Source organism: Paenibacillus sp. sgz302115 (assembly GCF_056120445.1).
Window position 1 is genome coordinate 121,577 of sequence record NZ_JBVYOK010000014.1, and the last position, 17,799, is coordinate 139,375.

The 17,799-nt window shown below is 53.5% G+C and carries 14 protein-coding genes; 8 read left to right on the forward strand and 6 right to left on the reverse strand.

The genetic code is table 11. From position 1 onward, the window contains the following. The first annotated feature begins 76 nt into the window (after positions 1 to 76). The 5 genes from AC0LWN_RS22960 to AC0LWN_RS22980 all read left to right on the forward strand — a co-directional run bounded on the left by AC0LWN_RS22960 (position 77) and on the right by AC0LWN_RS22980 (position 6,267). On the forward strand, positions 77 to 973 hold the full coding sequence (locus tag AC0LWN_RS22960; RefSeq protein WP_474669428.1) for a DUF4430 domain-containing protein: 897 nt from the start codon (positions 77 to 79) through the stop codon (positions 971 to 973). After that, the gene (locus AC0LWN_RS22965; RefSeq protein WP_474669430.1) at positions 970 to 1,914 is read left to right on the forward strand and encodes an energy-coupling factor transporter transmembrane component T; all 945 of its coding nucleotides are present in this window, start codon (positions 970 to 972) and stop codon (positions 1,912 to 1,914) included. The genes AC0LWN_RS22960 and AC0LWN_RS22965 overlap by 4 nt, the downstream gene beginning before the upstream one ends. Next, on the forward strand, positions 1,830 to 3,722 hold the full coding sequence (locus tag AC0LWN_RS22970; protein WP_474669432.1) for an ABC transporter ATP-binding protein: 1,893 nt from the start codon (positions 1,830 to 1,832) through the stop codon (positions 3,720 to 3,722). Before AC0LWN_RS22965 ends, AC0LWN_RS22970 begins: the two co-directional genes overlap by 85 nt. Next, positions 3,695 to 4,381 carry an ECF transporter S component gene (locus AC0LWN_RS22975; RefSeq protein ID WP_458966207.1) on the forward strand — a complete coding sequence of 229 codons (687 nt, stop codon included), beginning with the start codon at positions 3,695 to 3,697 and terminating at the stop codon, positions 4,379 to 4,381. Before AC0LWN_RS22970 ends, AC0LWN_RS22975 begins: the two co-directional genes overlap by 28 nt. Before the next feature lie 176 nt (positions 4,382 to 4,557). Continuing rightward, complete coding sequence (locus tag AC0LWN_RS22980) at positions 4,558 to 6,267, forward strand: methyl-accepting chemotaxis protein (RefSeq protein WP_474669434.1); 1,710 nt, start codon at positions 4,558 to 4,560, stop codon at positions 6,265 to 6,267. 736 nt (positions 6,268 to 7,003) lie between these two features. Here AC0LWN_RS22980 and AC0LWN_RS22985 read toward each other — a convergent pair. From AC0LWN_RS22985 to qoxA, 5 genes are all read right to left on the reverse strand, one after another. Continuing rightward, positions 7,004 to 8,638: a stalk domain-containing protein gene (locus AC0LWN_RS22985; RefSeq protein ID WP_474669436.1), complete on the reverse strand. Its 1,635-nt coding sequence runs from the start codon at positions 8,636 to 8,638 to the stop codon at positions 7,004 to 7,006. Positions 8,639 to 8,882: 244 nt separating this feature from the next. Beyond that, positions 8,883 to 9,176 carry a cytochrome aa3 quinol oxidase subunit IV gene (gene qoxD / locus AC0LWN_RS22990; protein ID WP_474669438.1) on the reverse strand — a complete coding sequence of 98 codons (294 nt, stop codon included), beginning with the start codon at positions 9,174 to 9,176 and terminating at the stop codon, positions 8,883 to 8,885. Between the two features lies 1 nt (position 9,177). Further along, the gene (locus AC0LWN_RS22995) at positions 9,178 to 9,774 is read right to left on the reverse strand and encodes a cytochrome (ubi)quinol oxidase subunit III (protein ID WP_458966203.1); all 597 of its coding nucleotides are present in this window, start codon (positions 9,772 to 9,774) and stop codon (positions 9,178 to 9,180) included. Then, on the reverse strand, positions 9,771 to 11,720 hold the full coding sequence (qoxB, locus tag AC0LWN_RS23000; protein WP_474669440.1) for a cytochrome aa3 quinol oxidase subunit I: 1,950 nt from the start codon (positions 11,718 to 11,720) through the stop codon (positions 9,771 to 9,773). The genes AC0LWN_RS22995 and qoxB overlap by 4 nt, the downstream gene beginning before the upstream one ends. Positions 11,721 to 11,769: 49 nt before the next feature. Beyond that, positions 11,770 to 12,780, reverse strand: coding sequence for a cytochrome aa3 quinol oxidase subunit II (gene qoxA, locus AC0LWN_RS23005; protein ID WP_458966201.1), 1,011 nt, complete (start codon positions 12,778 to 12,780; stop codon positions 11,770 to 11,772). Positions 12,781 to 13,281: 501 nt separating this feature from the next. On the opposite strand from qoxA, the gene AC0LWN_RS23010 reads away from it, so the two are divergent. Then, complete coding sequence (locus tag AC0LWN_RS23010; protein ID WP_474669442.1) at positions 13,282 to 14,418, forward strand: polysaccharide deacetylase family protein; 1,137 nt, start codon at positions 13,282 to 13,284, stop codon at positions 14,416 to 14,418. A 345-nt stretch (positions 14,419 to 14,763) separates the two neighbouring features. Next, entirely contained in the window at positions 14,764 to 15,012 is a 249-nt protein-coding gene (locus AC0LWN_RS23015; RefSeq protein WP_474669444.1) for a hypothetical protein, read from the forward strand. 135 nt (positions 15,013 to 15,147) lie between these two features. On the opposite strand, the gene AC0LWN_RS23020 is transcribed toward AC0LWN_RS23015, so the two are convergent. Then, a complete protein-coding gene (locus AC0LWN_RS23020) occupies positions 15,148 to 15,765 on the reverse strand; it encodes a TetR/AcrR family transcriptional regulator (RefSeq protein ID WP_474669446.1) in 618 nt (205 codons plus the stop codon). A 157-nt stretch (positions 15,766 to 15,922) separates the two neighbouring features. Between AC0LWN_RS23020 and AC0LWN_RS23025 the strand changes: the two genes are divergently transcribed. After that, complete coding sequence (locus AC0LWN_RS23025) at positions 15,923 to 17,620, forward strand: MFS transporter (RefSeq protein WP_474669448.1); 1,698 nt, start codon at positions 15,923 to 15,925, stop codon at positions 17,618 to 17,620. The last annotated feature ends 179 nt before the right edge of the window (positions 17,621 to 17,799 follow it).

Sequence of the window (17,799 nt, forward strand, 5' to 3'; positions counted from 1 at the left end):
TCAAAAGAAACGGAACGGGGGAGCAGTCTGACTGCCCTCGTTCCTTTCCCTTTTTTACCCGGAGGTGTCCAAATTCATGTCGAAGTCCATCCAGCAATGGCTAATCTATCCGCTGCTGCTTCTGGCCGCCGCGCTGCTGCTATTCGGCTGCGGCTCCGGCGGGGAGCAGAGCCCCGCCGCGGGATCGGCTGCGGTGCAGAGCCCGCAGCCCATAAGCACAGCGTCCCCGGTAACCGGGGACGCCGCAGGCAGCCCCGTGCCTTCCGCCACAGCGGACGGCACGGTGGCTTCACCGTCCGGCGCAGAATCCGCCGGGACGCCTGTTCGGGCGGCTGCTTCTGCGCCGCCCGCTTCCGCCGTAACGGAGCAGGCTCCCGTTACGGGCGGCACTGCCGCGCCGGAGGCATCTGGCGCGGCAAAACCCGGCGCGGCCTCCGCAAGCGCGGCGCCCGCCAAAGCTGCTGCGGCTAAGCCCGCAGCGCCTGCCAAGCCCGCCGCGTCCGCGAAGCCGTCCGCCGGCGCAAAGCCGAAGGCAACGTCCAAGGCCGCTGCCCCGGCAAGCCCTACAGCGGCTCCGAAGCCTTCGGCCGCTCCAACAGCAGCTCCGGCGAAGCCAGCCGAAGCTGTCAACACCGTCACGCTCTCCATTGTCGGAGACAGCGAGCATGGGACGATTTTGCCGGCAGCCGCCGTTGAAATCCGTAAAGGGGAGAGTGTGCTCGACCTGCTGAAGCGCATCACCCGCAGCCAAAAAATCCAAATGGAATACCAGGGAGCCAAAAGCTTCGCCTATGTAGAAGGCATTGATAATCTGTATGAATTTGATCACGGCCCGGAGAGCGGCTGGATATACAAGGTCAACGGAAAAGTTCCGGGCAAAGGCGCGGGCAGCTATACGCTGAACCCCGGTGATACTGTCGAGTGGCTGTACACGCTTGATCTCGGCAAGGATGTGGGGGCTGACGTGCAATGAACAGCGGCTTCCGCTCCATGCATCCTTTGGTAGCGCTGGTGTATTACGCAGGACTGCTGCTGTTCGCCGTTCTGGTGTTTCATCCGCTTTTCCTGGCAACGGAGATTGCCGGGCTGGCGGTCCTACTGCTATTGCAGGGACAGGGGCGTCAACTGCTGCGCGGCTTGCCTTTTTATCTGCTGATGGCCGGCTCTGTGACTGTGCTGAATCCGTTATTTTCACACCGGGGCGCGCATATCCTGTTTTATTTTATGGATCAGCCGGTTACACTGGAGGCCGTTTTGTACGGGCTGATGATGTCGGCTGTGCTGCTGACCCTTTTTGTTCTGTTTATCTCCTACAACTACACGGTGACGGCAGATAAATTCATGTACCTGTTCGCAGCGGCTGCGCCACGGACGACACTGCTGACGTTGATGGCGCTGCGTTTTGTACCCTTGTTTCAGCGGCGTCTGCGGCAGATCACCCTGATTCAGCGGACACGGGGAGTAGACATTCACACGGGCGGTCTGCGCAAAAGAATGAAAGACGGCATGACCCTGCTCAAAGTGCTGCTGACCTGGTCGCTGGAGGAGGCACTGCAAACGGCTGATTCCATGAAAGCGCGCGGCTATGGCGTTCGGAAACGCACTGTATATGGAGCTTACAGGCTGGACCTGCTGGATAAAGCCGTATTGCTGCTGCTGGCGGTCAGCGGACTAATTCCGCTGCTGTTCTGGACGCAGGGCTACGGAATGCTGGAAATTTATCCGCGCATGAAGCCGATGTTTTTTGGCTGGGGCGATGCCGCAATGTATGCAAGCTTCTGCTTGTTCGTGCTGACGCCGCTGGCGCTGGAAGGAAAGGAGAAATGGTTATGGAGATCCTCGCGGCGGAACGTTTATCCTTCAGCTATCCCGAGGAAGACAGAGACTCGCTTCATGAGCTCTCATTTACGGTAAAAGAGGGCGAGTTCGTCGTGCTCTGCGGCCCTTCCGGCTGCGGTAAAACGACGCTATTGCGCCATTTGAAGCGCGAGCTAACGCCAGTGGGCAAGGTTAGCGGGACTATCGCGTACAAGGGCCAGCCGTTGGCGGAACTGCCTGCCGACCTTGCTGCCGGAGAGATTGGAATGGTGTTCCAGAACCCTGACGCGCAGATCGTAATGGATACCGTGTGGCATGAGCTGGCTTTTTCGATGGAAAATATGGGCTTTCCGCCCGCCGTCATGCGCAGCAGACTTGCCGAGATCTGCGGCCTGTTCGGGATGGAGCCGCTGCTGTATCAGCCGGTGCATGAGCTTTCCGGCGGGCAAAAGCAGCTGCTGAACCTGGCCTCCGTCCTCCTGCTTCAGCCGAAGCTGCTGCTGCTGGACGAGCCGACCTCGCAGCTTGATCCGGTCGCCGCGCGGGAGTTCATCCAGACGCTGCACCGCCTGAATGAGGAAATGTCCGTGACGGTGATCATTAGCGAGCACCGTCTGGAGGAGGTGCTGCCGCTGGCAGACCGGGTGCTGCTGCTGGAAGATGGCGGGCTGCGCTTCCAGGGGCCGCCCAGGGATTTGGTGCGTGAAGCTGGCAAGGAGCCGCAGTCTGCGCACCAGGCGTATTTGCCAACCGCCTCGCGCCTGTACCTTGCGCTTGCGCCGGAAGCAGTGTCTGCAGCGCGGGAGTCCACTCCGCTGACCGTGCGGGAAGGGAAGCGCTGGCTGCATTCCCAGGCCGGGAAGACTGCGGTAAGCGCCGCTGGCTTCGTAGCCCAAGCCGACTCCGGCAGTGCTGCTGAGAGCGCCTCCGGTATACACGGCTTAGCGAGCACCGCCACTGCTGAGGACGGCTCCGGTATCCATGACTTAGCGGGTTCCGCCGCTGCTTCCGCTGTAACCTCACCGCAATCCCCTTTACCTGGCTCCACCCGAAAGCCGCAGCCTCCCGTTTCTTTGAACGCTGCGTCAGCAGCTTCACAGCCCGCCAGAGATTTTCACAGCTCCACTCCAGCCCCCTCATCCGAGCCGCTGCTGAGCTGCCGGGAGGTTACCTTCCGCTACGAGAAGGACGGAGCGGAAGTTTTGAAGAAGCTGTCGCTGTCGCTGTACCGGGGAGAGCTGCTGGCGGTTATGGGCGGGAACGGCGCAGGGAAATCAACCCTACTGCATGTTCTGAACGGGCTGCTTAAGCCCCAGCGCGGCAAAGTAACGCTGGCTAAAGGCATTACAACCGGATTCCTGGCCCAGAACCCGCTGCTCTATTTCAGCTACGACACGGCCCAGGAGGAGCTGCAGCACATGGCGGAGTATGCCGGATTGTCCAAGGAGGACGTCGGGCAGGAAATTGCCAAGCTGGTGGAGAGCTTTCAGCTGCAGGACATACTAGAGAGCCATCCGCAGGATATCAGCGGCGGACAGCAGCAGAAGCTGGCGCTTGCGATGGTAATGCTGCTGTCCCCAGGTATCCTGCTGCTGGATGAGCCGACCAAGGGCCTCGACCCCGGAGCCAAAGAAAGGCTGGCCGCCCTGCTCAAGCATTTGCGCGGGCAAGGGGTCAGCATCATTCTTGTAACCCATGATATCGAGTTTGCGGCGAGATATGCCACCCGCTGTGCTATGCTGTTTGACGGCGGCATTACGTCGGAGGGGACTCCGGCCGAATTTTTCAGCAGCAACTATTTCTATACGACAGTGGTCAACCGGATGGTACGGGACCTGCTGCCGCAAGCCTTGACGATAGAGGATGTGATGAGCACGTGGCCCGCTTTCGCTTCCCGCTCCTGATTGCTTTAGGTTTGTTTGTGGCTGGCCTGGCGCTCACGGCAGCGCTGAAAGACCGCCATTATATGCTGCTTAGCCTGGTGCTGCTGATCGTGACGCTGCTGCCGCTATTCATCCGTCTGGAGCGGCGTCCGCTTGAATCGCGGGAGCTGGTGCTGCTGGCGGTGCTGTCCGCTCTCGCGGCAGTCAGCCGGATTCCTTTTGCCGCATTACCCAGCGTGAAGCCTGTTTCAGCCATTGTGATTCTTTCGGCTTATGTCTTCGGGGCGGAGGCAGGCTTCATTATCGGAGCGGTAGCCGCCCTTGTGTCGAATATCTACTTCGGACAGGGGCCCTGGACGCCCTGGCAAATGTTCGCCTGGGGCATGGTGGGTCTGACTGCCGGCTGGCTGCGGAATACCTGGTGGATGAAAAAAAGAGGCGGAATGCTTGTGTTCGGCTTCGTTTGGGGCTTTCTGTTCGGCTGGATCATGAATATCTGGTATCTGATCAGCCTGCCTGATGCGTTCAGTTGGGGACTTGTGGCTGCTGCCTATGCTTCGAGCTTTTATCTGGATCTGGCGCATGCGCTGTCCAATGTCTTTTTCCTGGCAATTCTGGCCGGAGGCTGGACCAAAGTCCTGATGCGGTTCCGCAAAAAATACGGGCTGCTGCAGGAGTGAAATCAGTGCTTTACAGTATTCCTATCCTTTCGCTTCTACTTTTTTAGTCAATAAGTCACAAAAAATACTATTATCTTTGATTTTTCGACATTATTTTCACTCTACATATCATACTTTCGACCTTTTTCTCCGATGAATATAGGTACAGCAGGATATGAAAGAGGCGGGAACAGGGAATGAGAAATCTCAAGGTTAGATATAAAATGATATTGCTGGTGACGATTTTTGTGTGCATGCTGTTTGCTATCGGAGCGGCTGGCATTATCACTACCAGGCAAATGGCTGACAGATCCAAGGAAACCTATGACCAGAATCTGCAGCCGATTTATCTCGTTACGGAAATACGCGGGAACAACCGGGCGATTGAGTCTTTCCTCCTGGAGGATCTGATTACTAAGGATGAAGCCAAGAGCAAAGAGCTTACAGCGGCCATCAAGGACAATATCGAGAAAAACAATGATCTTCTGGCCCGGCTAAAGGCTATTCCATTCAGCGATAAAGCGATTGCGAACAAGATCAATGAATACTTGTCTTTGCTGCCGGACTATCGGTCGCAGCGTGACAGCATCATCCAGCTTGCGGATAAAAATCTCACCAGCGAAGGCTATCAGATTTTCTCAGCAAGCGGCTTCAGTGAAGCGCGGAATACGATGGTGAATCTGCTTGAGGATGCAGCCGCTTTGCTGGTTAAGGATGCCGAGAAGCATCACGAGGTTACGCTGGACAGCGTCAAAAGCTCCACCACCACAAGTGTTCTGCTCATTATTGCCGCCTGGCTGCTTTCGGTAGGGATTGGCTTCTACATCGCACGATTAATTGCAAAGCCGCTGAGGGATTTGCAGAAGCTTATGAAACGCGCAGAAGCAGGAGACCTTACTGCGATGGCATCCTATGAATCCAAAGACGAAATCGGTCAAATCAACAACTCCTTCAATACCATGCTGGGCAGCCTGAAGAGCATGATGCAGGGAGTATCGGAAAGCTCCGAGATGCTGTCGGCTTCCTCACAGGAAATGAGCGCCAGTGCAGAACAGACTGCACGCGCTTCGCAGATGATTGCCGACACCTCCGGCGAAATCACCGCCTCATTCGGTGTGCAGGCGGAGACCATTGACCGTACAGCCCAATCTGTGCAGGGGATGGCGGAGGATATTGCCGCTGTCGAGCGCAGCAGTAATGAAATGTCCGGGCTGATGGACCAGGCTGCGGCTTCAACAGATAACGGCGCTGGCGCTGTCGAGGTTATTCTTACCCAGATGCAGGAAATCAACTCCAGCGTGTTGTCCAGCCGGGAAATCGTAAGCAAGCTGGGCAGCTTATCGGGTGAGATCAATACAATTATTACAACGATTAACGAGATTGCTACCCAGACGAATCTTTTGTCGCTGAATGCTTCTATTGAAGCGGCCAGAGCCGGGGAGCACGGGCAGGGCTTTGCGGTTGTCGCTGAAGAAATCCGCAAGCTGGCGGAAGCGACGGGGAGAAGCTCGCTGCAGGTTACAGACATCATCACACATATTCAGCGGGAAACCGGAAGCGCGGTGCAGTCTATGGAGCTTGGGTCGGAGCTAGTTGCACACGGTGTGACCCAGAGTGAGGTTGTCGCCCGGGCTTTTTCGGAGATACAGGCCTCAATCCAAAACGCCGCGCGGCAGACGGAAGAGATCAGATTGGCTGTCCGCAATGTCTCGCTGGAGGCATTAAGTGTATCGCAGGCGATGGAGCAGGCAAGCGAAGTCTCGCGCAAGGGTGCGGAGGATGTGCAGAACACAAGCGCAGCCAGCGAGGAGCAATTGACCGCAATGGGAGAAATGTCACTGTCGGCACAGTACCTGGCGACCCTTGCCGAGAGCTTGCAGAAGGAGCTTGCCCGGTTCAAGCTCTAGCGCAGCAAGGAGAATAGCAGATTTATCTCAGTGGGAGATAGGGAAGTGCTCCATAAAATGGATGGTGTAATAATTCCTGGTTTTTTGCGCTGGAATGTTAGAGGGGAAACCTACCTACCTCTATCTTCCCGTATCCCTGCAACTCCTCCCGGCAGATTAGGTGGAAAAAAGTCACTTAATATGCCGCGAATTTTTGAATCTTGGCTGTTAGTGGGAATTTGTCCACTTAATTTTGCTAGATCTGCTGTTTTTGGGCTCTCGGCTCCAAATTAGTGGGACTAATTCCACTTAACACGTACACCGAGGCCGGGAGAGACTAATTAGTGGTACAAATTCCACTTCATTCGCAACTACATCACTGGTTATCTGCACAGGAGCAGAGTTAGCTGCAAAAAAACGCAAGATCAACCCAAAATCAACAACAAACAAGCCCCCGAAGCTCACTAAAGCTCCGGGGGCTTGTTTGTTGTAACTCTAGTCTTGCAGCTAAGCGCTTAGCTTGCGCTGGCGGAGGGCTCATTAATTCTGCAGCCAAGCTTTAGCTTGAGGTCAGCATACCGCCGCTAAGGCAGAGGCTTTGCCTTACAACCAACTGTCGCCGCTGACATTACCAGCATAAAATACAGCCATTCCCTCAGCTTGCCGAGTTCAGCATACCGCTGCTAAGGCAGTAGCTTTGCCTTACAACCAACTGCCGCCGCCGCTGACATTACCAGCATAAATTACAGCCAAGCCCTCAGCTTGCCGGGGTCAGCATACCGCCGCCGCTGAGGTAGATGGTTTTACCGTTCAACCAACTGTTAGCGCTGGCGGTGGCGTCATAATAGATGGTGTGGCCGTTGTCTGTGATGTTGCTGAATGTAGTGTTGCTGTCAGTGAAGGTGCTTAAGTAGGAGTCGCCGGTGACATTCCATGAGCTGCTGTCATCCAGGCTAAGCGATGCCGCCTTGGCTGTATTGGCATTATCTATAGCTCCGCTAAATGTGCTGCCATTGCTCAGGACAAGTGCAACGGAGCTGATAGCGTCAGCGGTCACATCTCCTCTCAGCACCTGGCCGTCGGCGTTCAGAGTTACGCTTGCGCCATTTGCCCCTGTCTTGCCCCACTTATCGGCGGAAGCTTGAAGCAGGATGCCAGAGGAGGCAGTTAATCCCGCTTCCTTCAGATTAATGACGGCATTCGTATTGGTGGAGTAGAACAGCGGACCGGCATAAGCGGTAAGCGCTCCGCCGTTCATCGTGAAGGTGCTGGTGCCGACCTCGGCGTCACCGGAGAAGCTCTGATAGAGCATCACACCGCTTTTAGCGGCGCCGGACAGGTAGGTGTCGTTCAAGGTGATGGAGTTTTTGCCTTCAATCACGGCAGCTTCAGAGCCGCTTGCGGTAAGGGTAGCTCCACTGACGAAAATACTTCCTGTCGAGTAGATTCCCGGCGAGTCGGTACCGGAGGTATTCATTGTGCCCCCGCTGACATTTACAGTTCCGTTGCCACGATCTGTAGCAATGCTGGCCGAATGTGTGCCTGCGGTTGTGATATTAACATTGGTCGCGTTCACAGTTCCTGTGTAGGTGGCATCCAGGCCGCGCGAGGAATTGGCGGTGGTGTTGATCGTAACGCCGGATACATTAATGGTTGAGCCTGCGCCAGTGGCAAAAACAGCGTTGGCGCCGTCCGCATCAGTCGTAACCGTCGAATCATTCAGCGTCACCGTACTGCCTGCTGTCGCTGCCAAAGCCGCGTTAAGGCCATAGAAGTTGCTGTTGTCCTCGGAGGAGGTATCGCCGGTTTTGCTGAGCGTTACGCCGGTAAGCGTAAGTGCGCCGCCATTCGTAACTTTTACTGCTGAAGCATCGGCTGCAATTGCAGTAAAAGTCTCCAGCGTTTTGCTGGCTGTGCCGCCGTTAAGCGAGTAGGTGGCGCTGCCGAGTGTGCTGGCATCCACGGTGCTATCCGTACCGCCGCCAGTGCCCTCTGGAGGGGTTCCGGTGGGCGGTGTGCCTTCAGGCGGTGTACCTGTTTTTCCATCATCCGCACTCGCTGTCCCTGCTGTCCCCGCTGCACCAGATGTGCTGTCCGCTGATGTCAGGCTGACGGTCTTTGTAGTTTTGTCGTAGCTTGCCGTCAGACCGACCGCTTCCGAGATGGCTCTTGCCGGGAGATAGACAGTGCCATTATAGATAAAGGGCTTTACCGTTGCTCCGGTGGCGTCCTTAAGCGCGGCTTCCTGTCCGTTCAGCTTCACAATAATGTTGTCATAGGTGACGGCGATTTGTTTTTGAATCGAGTCGGCATAAGCCGAGACGGACATTGCTACCGAAGCGGTTACGGCAACGCCGGCTACAAATCCCTTCATTCCATTTCTTTTGCCCATTGTCATCCTCATCCTTTGCCATTAGATTGATCCTGCATATGTAGAGCATGTTGCCCTGTGCTGCTGCATGTCTACATTGTAGGACCGCTAACTGAAAGCCATATGAGATTGCGCTGAATGTTTGTTGAAGGTGCGCTGAATGTTTGTTGAAAATCCTGGGCACGCAAAAAGCGGCCCGCCCCGGCAGAAAACCCGGAGAGGACCGCTTATCATGCAAATCCGAAGTATACAGTTGATCCGTTCCTTAAGCGTACCAGCCCCATACGAAGATGTACAAGGTACCGTAAATGGTAACCAGTCCGACAAACAGCGCGTAGGCGATATTGATGTACAGCTCTTTTTTGGTATCCGCCGATTCCCCGATATGCATGAACACGAACAATTGCAGGGAAGCTTGAATAATCGCTGTGACCAGCAATACAACCATATTGGCGCCCTTGGACAGATCACCATAGATCACGATTAACGCTGCGGCAGAAAGGACCAGAGAGGCCAGATAACCCATCACATGGCGAATTGGAAACAGTTGCTTCATCATGTCACATCAGTCCTTTCAGGTAGACGAAGCTGAAGATAAAGATCCAGACAACGTCCAGGAAGTGCCAGAACAGTGAGAAGATAAATGTTTTGTTGGCGGTAGCCGGGTTGATGCCTTGACGCCACAATTGAATCATAATGGCCGTTCCCCACAGGAAGCCGAAGCTGACGTGGGCACCGTGCGTTCCCAGCAGGACGAAGAGGCTGGAGAGGAAGCCGCTGGTCTGCAGCGTCGCTCCTTCATGCACATAGGTGAAGAACTCCGTAATTTCAATCCCGATAAAGCCAAGACCCATCAGCAGCGTGATGGCCATGAAGACCATCATCGCTTTCTTGTAGCCAAGACGCATAGCATGAACGGCAAGACCGATCGTGAACGAGCTGGTCAGCAGCAGGAAGGTTTCGATCAGCACCGGGCCGATTTCGAACAGCTCGCTTCCGCTAGGGCCGCTGGCAAAACGGTTCACCATTACAAAGTATACGGTGAACAAGGTGGCGAACAACGGAATTTCAGCTCCGAGAAACACCCAAAACCCGAAAATTTTGTTGCTGTTCTCTTCTGTAGAGTATTCCAGCGGCTTGGACGCATCTATTTTCATACAGTCTCACCCCGCATCAATTTCTTTTCTGTAGCAATAACCTCTTCAGCCGAAATATAGTAGCCGTGATCACGGTCAAAGGACATGGCTGCGAGCATAATCAGAACACCGGCTCCGGCGACAATGGCCGGAATCCACATGCTGAAGACCAGGAAGAAGCCGAGGAAAAAGAAGATAACACCCAGTATAAACGGCTTGCCGGTATTGCTTGGCATGTGAATTTTGGTGATTTTATCCTCGAACAGCGGCATTTTTTTGTTCTGCTTGGCTTCCCAGAAGGCATCCATAGTCTGAACCTTTGGCACAACCGCGAAGTTATAGACCGGCATTGGACTATGTGTAGCCCATTCCAATGTACGTCCATCCCAAGGATCGCTTGTAGTATCTCTAGGCATGTAGCGTGTGCTCCAGTAGATGTTGTAGACCAGAAGCACGAAGCCGATGGCCAGACCTATCGCGCCCACGAAGCTCAGCATATTGAGCGGACCAAAGCCTGTTTCCTTGGAATAGGTGTACATCCGCCGGGTCATCCCCATCAGACCGAGGAAGAACAGCGGGAAGAAGGTGACGTTAAAGGAAATCACGATCCACCAGAAGGAATGCTTACCCAGCCGCTCGTTCAGGCGGAAGCCGAATACTTTCGGGAACCAGTAGTGGAACCCGGCAATAACGGCGAAGACAGCACCCGGAATTAGCACGTAGTGGAAATGCGCGACCAGGAACATCGTGTTGTGGTACTGGTAGTCGGCACTGGCCATTGCCAGCATGACGCCGGTAACCCCGCCGATGGTGAAGATCGGGATAAAGGCCAGCGTGTAAAGCATCGGTGTAGTGAAGGTGATTCGCCCTTTGCGCAGGGTGAACAGCCAGTTGAATATTTTAACCCCTGTCGGTACGGCAATAGCCATCGTGGTAATCGAGAAGAAGCTGTTGACCATCGCGCCTTGACCCATCGTGTAGAAATGGTGAGCCCATACCAGGAAGGACAAGAGCGAGATAATCACCATACTGAATACCATTGATTTATAACCGTACAGGTTCTTTTTGGAGAAGGTGGCGATAATTTCGCTGTAAATACCGAAGGCCGGCAAAATAACGATATAGACCTCCGGATGGCCCCATACCCAGAACAGGTTGGCCCAGAGCATATCCATCCCGCCGTTGGCCATCGTGAAGAACTGCGAGCCGAACAGGCGGTCGAACATCATCAGCGCCAGCGCCACGGTCAGCACCGGGAAGGCGAAGACGATAATGATGTTAGTAATCAGCACGGACCAGGTGAACATCGGCATTTTCATGAGCTTCATGCCTGGTGCACGCATTTTCAGGATTGTTACGATAAAGTTGACCCCTGTGATCAGCGTTCCGAGACCGGCAATCTGCAGGGACAGAGAGTAGTAGTTGTTGCCGACCGTCGGACTGAACTCCAGACCCGCCAGCGGGAAGTAAGCTGACCATCCGGCATCCGGCGATCCGCCGATGACGAAGGAAATGTTCAGCAGCATGGCTCCGAAGAAGAAGAGCCAGAAGCTGACGGCGTTGAGGCGGGGGAAAGCCACGTCTCTGGCGCCGATCTGCAGCGGCACGATAACGTTCATCAGACCGATGATAAACGGCATAGCCATGAAGAGAATCATGATCAGGCCGTGGGTAGTGAATACCTCATTGTAGTGCTGTGCGTTGAGGAATTTCATTTCCGGCGCTGCCGTCTGCAGACGCATCATGATCGCGTCCACACCACCGCGGAACAGCATGAGCAGCGCGGCCAGGATATACATGACGCCGATCTTCTTATGGTCGACCGTGGTCAGCCATTCGCGCCAGAGGTAGCCCCATTTTTTAAAATAGGTTAGCCCGACGATAATCCCTATGGTAGCGAGTGCGATACTGGCCATGGCTCCATAGATTAAGGGTTCGCCTGGAACCTTAAATTTTTCTAAATCCATTAGGGTGGCTCCTTTCAGGTTGTTTCATCGAGCGGTTTACTACAAGCTGCTATTTGTGAGTATGTTCATCCACAGGTGAGCTAGGCACGGGCTGCTCCAGTTCCGGGTCCGTTTTGGTGTTGAACTCGGTTTCTTCAGTCGTTGCCGGTGAAGGATGAACGTCCTTGTTGTCCTGGTGCTCCATACTTCCGTTGTCCATATCCATCTCTTTTCCGTCACCGCTCATATGCTGGCCGTGATCTCCCGGAGGAGGACTGAACTCCAGATGGGTGGTGGAATAGGTTTTGCGTCCGATAAAGTCGGCGGCAAGCAGGCCCTTGAATTCCTTCTCCGTCAGCTTGGGAGCGGTTTCTTTAACCTCTTTAACCCATTTGTCGTAATCCTTGCTGCTCATAACGAGAGTTTCAAATTCCATTTGGGCAAAGCCCTTGCCGTTAAAGTTGGCATTTCTGCCGAGATATGAGCCTTCCGTATCAGCGGAAAGGTGGAGCGTTGTGAGCATGTCGCTCATGGCGTACTTTTGCCCGGCGAGCTGTGGAATCCACAGACTGGTGATGGGGCCAAAAGAGTACATCCGGAACTCTACCGCCCGGTGAACGGGGATATTAAGGTAGTTTACGGTTTCAATGCCTTCCTCCGGGTAGCTGAAATGCCATTTCCAGTTGGAAGAGGCCGCGTAGATGACCAGAGGCTTCTGATCTTTGTATTCTGTAGCGACATTTTCAACGGCATTGGTTGTCTTGACCGTCACGACGGACAGGAAGGCCACGATAATAATCGGGATGATAATCCAGATCGCTTCGAGTACCTTGTTGCCCTCCTCGTGCTCCGGAATGTAGCCTTCGTTGCTTTTTTTAGCCCGGTACTTCACCAGCACGAAGATATATAAGATGTAGACAACTGCCAGAACACCGAGCATCACTATAATAGAAAGGATGATGGTGTCAGATAAAGTTCGTGCAGAAGGCCCCTTAGGATTCAGAACGGTGAGTGAACTGCATCCCGGCAGGAGGAGGATGAGGCTGAGAAACAAAGCGTATAACGGTCCCTTTTTTGTCATATAGAACTCCTTCCTTCAATAGTTCTTATCATTCGCCGAACATTGCGGGCAAACATTAACCTGTATCTATAGTAAGAACTACTTACCCATAATGCAAAATACATATTCTGGATAAAAAGCTATAATCGTCCTCAAAAATGTCCATTTAGTTAAATATATGTGATCAAATTGTTACAACTATCTTTACGTATGATAAAGATCACTGTAACGGTGCGTCTTAAGGTTATTTTAAGGAAGTTCAAATTTTGTTCACAATTTCACAAATGTTACTATTTTCGTCACAATTGATTTAAGTGAAAACAGCGCTATTTTAGCGTTTTTTGCTTGATATGACAGCATTCAACGATTTTCGATTTCTTTCTGAAAAAGAATGCGATATGTCATTTGTCACAACAAAAGTGTTACAGTTTTTTCTGCTTCCGGTTACAATCTCTCAAATTACGTTATATATATCTATGATAAAGTAATAGATATATATACATAGATTGGAGACTGCATCTGGTGACTATTAAAAAAGCAATGCTGTTATTCTTTTCATTATTCCTGTGTCTTGGTGTCGTGCAGACGACGGCAAGCGCTGCTAGCGCGAACGCTGAGCTGAAGCTTGGAGTGAACGATAAACTGAGCGGCATTACAGCCGTTTCCGTAAAAGGCAGCTATTATGTCCCGCTCCGCGCTTTGGCGGAGGAATTGAAGTGGACGATTACCGGCCTTCCTGACGGAATTCAGGTTGATGGCGGAGGACGTAAGCTGCTGCTGCTCAAGGGTGATGGAGGTGCTCAGCTTCAAGACGGAAATGTTGCGCCGATGAACACGTTCGTGAAGAATGGAGCCTTGATGGTCCAACTGAAGATCAGCGCCTACCTTGGGTATATAATATCCTTTCAGCCGGATAAATATTTACTGAGAGTCCGGGATGCTTCGGCCGCGCTGGATGATGCGGGGTTCCTGAGCCAATATAAGAGTGAGTTGACCCCGCCGTCTGTTCCAGATAAACCTGCGCAGACACCTGCCGGCAAGCCGGGCAAGACCCTGTATATGACCTTCGACGACGGGCCTTCCGCCACGACCTCGGAGCTGCTGGATATTCTGAATAAGTATGAGGTAAAAGCTACATTCTTCATGCTCGGGCCGAATATGAACCGCTACCCTGCTGAGGTGAAGCGGATTATGAAAGAGGGGAACGGACTGGGGCTGCACGGCATGACGCACCGCAAGGACAAATTTTATGCTTCACCATCCGCCGCACTGGCGGAAATGAATGGAGATAACGCGGTGCTGCAAAAGATTGCCGGCACAGGCACAACGCTGATCCGTCCGCCTTATGGCAGCAAGCCTTATTTTACCAAAAGCTTCAGAGACAAGGTACTGGTTCAGGGCTACCATCTGTGGGACTGGAATGTGGACTCGGATGACTGGAAGTACAAGGAGAACAGTGCCAAAATCTATAACACGGTGATGAACCAGGTGCACGGGCTGCAAAAATCCAAAACCAACCCGGTTGTTCTGATGCATGATCAGAAAGCCACCCTCAAAGTTCTTCCACGCCTGCTTGAGTCGTTGAAGAAAGAGGGCTACACCTTCGAAATCATTACGAAGGATCTTCAGCCGCAGAACTTTTGGAAGGACCACCGCTGACGCTTGATCACCACCGGGCATCCTGTGGGGAATATGATTTGTATAAAAAAAGAGTAAGCTCCGAGGCTTTTGGCCTTGGAGCTTGCTCTTTTTTTGCTTGGTTGCGTGTCTGGCCCACGCAAGCTGCCTATGGGCGCGTTGCCGAGAGGGCCTGGTGCGAATAACGGCAGAACTGCCGTTAATTCGACGTCCTGGCGCGGGTTTAGCTCAAATAACGGCAAAAATGCCGTTGTTAGGTGCATCGTGGGCGTCCCCGGCCCGAATAACGGCAGAAATGCCGTTAATTCCGCGTCCTGGCGTGGGTTTAGCCTAAACAACGGCAGAAATACTGTTGTTAGGAGAATTATGGGCAGGACTGTTGGGAACAACGGCAAAACTGCCGTTGTTTCCGCGCCTCGACGCGGGATCGGCTCAAATAACGGTAAAAATGCCGTTGTTAGGTGCACCGTGGGCGTCCCCGGCCCCAACAACGGCAAAACTGCCGTTGTTTCCGCGCCTCGACGCGGGATCGGCTCAAATAACGGTAAAAATGCCGTTGTTAGGCGTATCGTAGGCGTCCCCGGTCCGAACAACGGCAGAAATGCCGTTAATTGAGCCCGGCGCAGCGTCCCCGGCCCCAACAACGGCAAAACTGCCGTTAATTCCGCGCCCCGGCGCAGCCCAAACGCGGCCTCGCCACGCTGGACTACGCCCTCCGGCCAGATCGGCCGCTTTTTACTATTCGCACTATTACTTGTACAGATAATTGATAACCATATCGACCAGCTCCGACTTCAGCCGCTCGGTGGAGATTCTCTGCGGGGAGAAGGAGATGACGTCAACGATGGCGCTCATCGCTTCGAATACGATAATGGAGGCAGCCTCCAGATCTTCGGTTTTAAGCTCATCCTGTCCCATCTGCAGATATTGCAGAGTTCTGCGCCGGCCCACTTCATACTGTGCATCCATCAGTTGTTTGATCTCTTCATCGCTATGATACATGACGGTCAGTTCTTTATGGTAGCCAATAAAGGCTTTATGGGAGATCAGCAGGGTGTCTACAAGATGTTCTATCAGTTCAGCCCGGTCGATGGTATTGAAGTTGATCTCTGACATCGAAGCGTCGATCCGTGCCATAAGCTGTTCGCCATAGACATGAAGAACATCAATGAATACGGCTCTTTTATCGGCAAAATAGGAATAGAAGCTGCCGGTCGATACCCCGGCTGCCGCCGCAATTTGTTTGGTATTGGTCTGATGGAAGCCTTTGTCCGAGAACAGCTTCATGGCCGCCTGGACGATGGCTTCTTTGGTTTTGATGCTGCGGTCCTGCCTTGGTGTTCTGATCTTGTCTCCAATGTCACTCATGTCCGAAGCTCCCCCTTGTATTACCGATTGTAGAGGAGCGGCTTGGGGCTGTCAACAAAACATGAACTAAAGTTCAATTATTTTCATTGACAAATATGAACTTTGGTTCATATAATCTGAACATGAACTGTAGTTCGCATTTTGAGGAGTGAGAGAGATGAGTATAAGAACGCGCAGAGCTTTATCTTTTACGGCAATTGTATTGGGATTTTTCATGGCGCTGCTGGATACGACGATTATTAATATTGCCCTGCCGGAGATGACGCGCCATTTCGGCGGAAGTGTATCGCAAATTTCATGGGTGATGAACGGGTATAACCTGGCTTTTGCCGTTTTTATTCTGACAGCTTCACGGCTGGCGGATCAGTTTGGCCGCAAGAAAGTATTTATAATCGGTGTTGCTTTGTTTACCTTAACTTCGCTGCTGGCCGGCTTTGCTACCTCACTTGGGATGCTGATCCTGCTGCGGGTTATCCAGGGCCTTGCGGGAGCGATCATTGTTCCGGTTACAATCCCGCTGACTACGACCACCTTTCCGAAAGAAATGCATGGCCTGATCATCGGCATATGGGGAGCTGTGTCGGGTGTGGCGGCAGCGAGTGGTCCGGCGTTGGGCGGAATTATTACGCAGAAGCTGAGCTGGGAGTGGATCTTTTTTGTCAATGTGCCGCTTGGTGTGCTCAGCATTGTGCTTACGGCCATCTTCATTAAGGAATCCCGGGACAACTCAGCAAGCAGGTCGATTGATTATGGCGGAACACTCACAATTACCGGTGCTATGTTCTGTATTACGTATGCGCTGATCAAGGTGCAGGACTATGGCTGGAATTCGGGGGTTGTGCTTGCGCTGCTGGGTACAGGTCTGGTACTCCTGGCGGTGTTCTTCTTGACACAGTGGAAAGGAAAAGAACCAATGCTGCCCCTATCTCTGCTGCGGATACGGACATTTAACGGTGCTTCCCTGACCCTGCTGTTCGTCGGTGCGGCGCTGATGAATCTCTCGCTGCTGACCTCCTTCTTCCTGACACGGATGATGGGGATGACCGAACTGAGGGCCGGGCTTGTGCTCTCGATGGTTGCGGTAGGCTCGATTATAAGCTCGGCGGTTTCCGGACCGCTGTCTGCAAAATATGGCAGCCACCTGTTCGCCGCCGCCGGCATTCTGGTAACGGGAGGAGCGATGTATTCCTTGAGCGGACTGCATGCTGACTCGGCGACTAGCGAAGTGGTGATTCGCCTGTTTGTGGCCGGTGTCGGTGTGGGGCTCACAATGGCGCCGGTGATTTCTTCCGCCGTCCGCAATGTGCCGGAGGACAAAGTGGGCATCTCTTCAGGGGTCACGAATATGGCTAAGGCGCTCGGGAGTGTCATCGGGGTGGCCATCATCGTGACTGTGCTGCAGCACAACACGGACAGTGAGCTGCGCAAGGCGGATAACCGTGTGGCCCAGGCCATTCAGACGGATACAGTGCTGCAGCCGTTCGTCAAAAATGTCCTTGCCGAAGCCGTAGGCTCGCTCGGCAAGGGAGCGGGTTCGCAAGCGGGTGGAAGCGCTGGAGGAGCGGACACTGCCGCCGCCGTGGTTCATGCGGTGGAGCTTGCCGCCGCCAAGCTGCCGCCGGCGGAGCAGAAGGCTTTTGCGGCGGATAGCGGCAACCAGTACCGCGAAGCGAAGCTGGTGCTGTCGGGGGCGGGAAGCGGCATGCGGGAAGCGGCGGTGCAGGCGTTCAGCCGCACCTTTGCTTTTGCCAGTCTGCTGCTGCTTCCCGGCTTGCTGTTCGCGCTGTTAAGCGATAAACGTCCGAAACCGCAAGACTCGGAGGTGCTTGCCGAGCCTGCTGCGCTGGAACAGTAACAAAGCGCTGCCTTGACGAAACCGCAGAGGTGAGACATGTTCTTGCCCCTGCAAGCTTCCCGTAGAAGCTTATTATATAAATGAAGCTCGGGGTGGTCCTGCAAAGGGCCGCTTTTTTACATTGACATCAATTTAGAACTGTATTAATAATAGTAGTACAGTTAATACACTTGTATGGA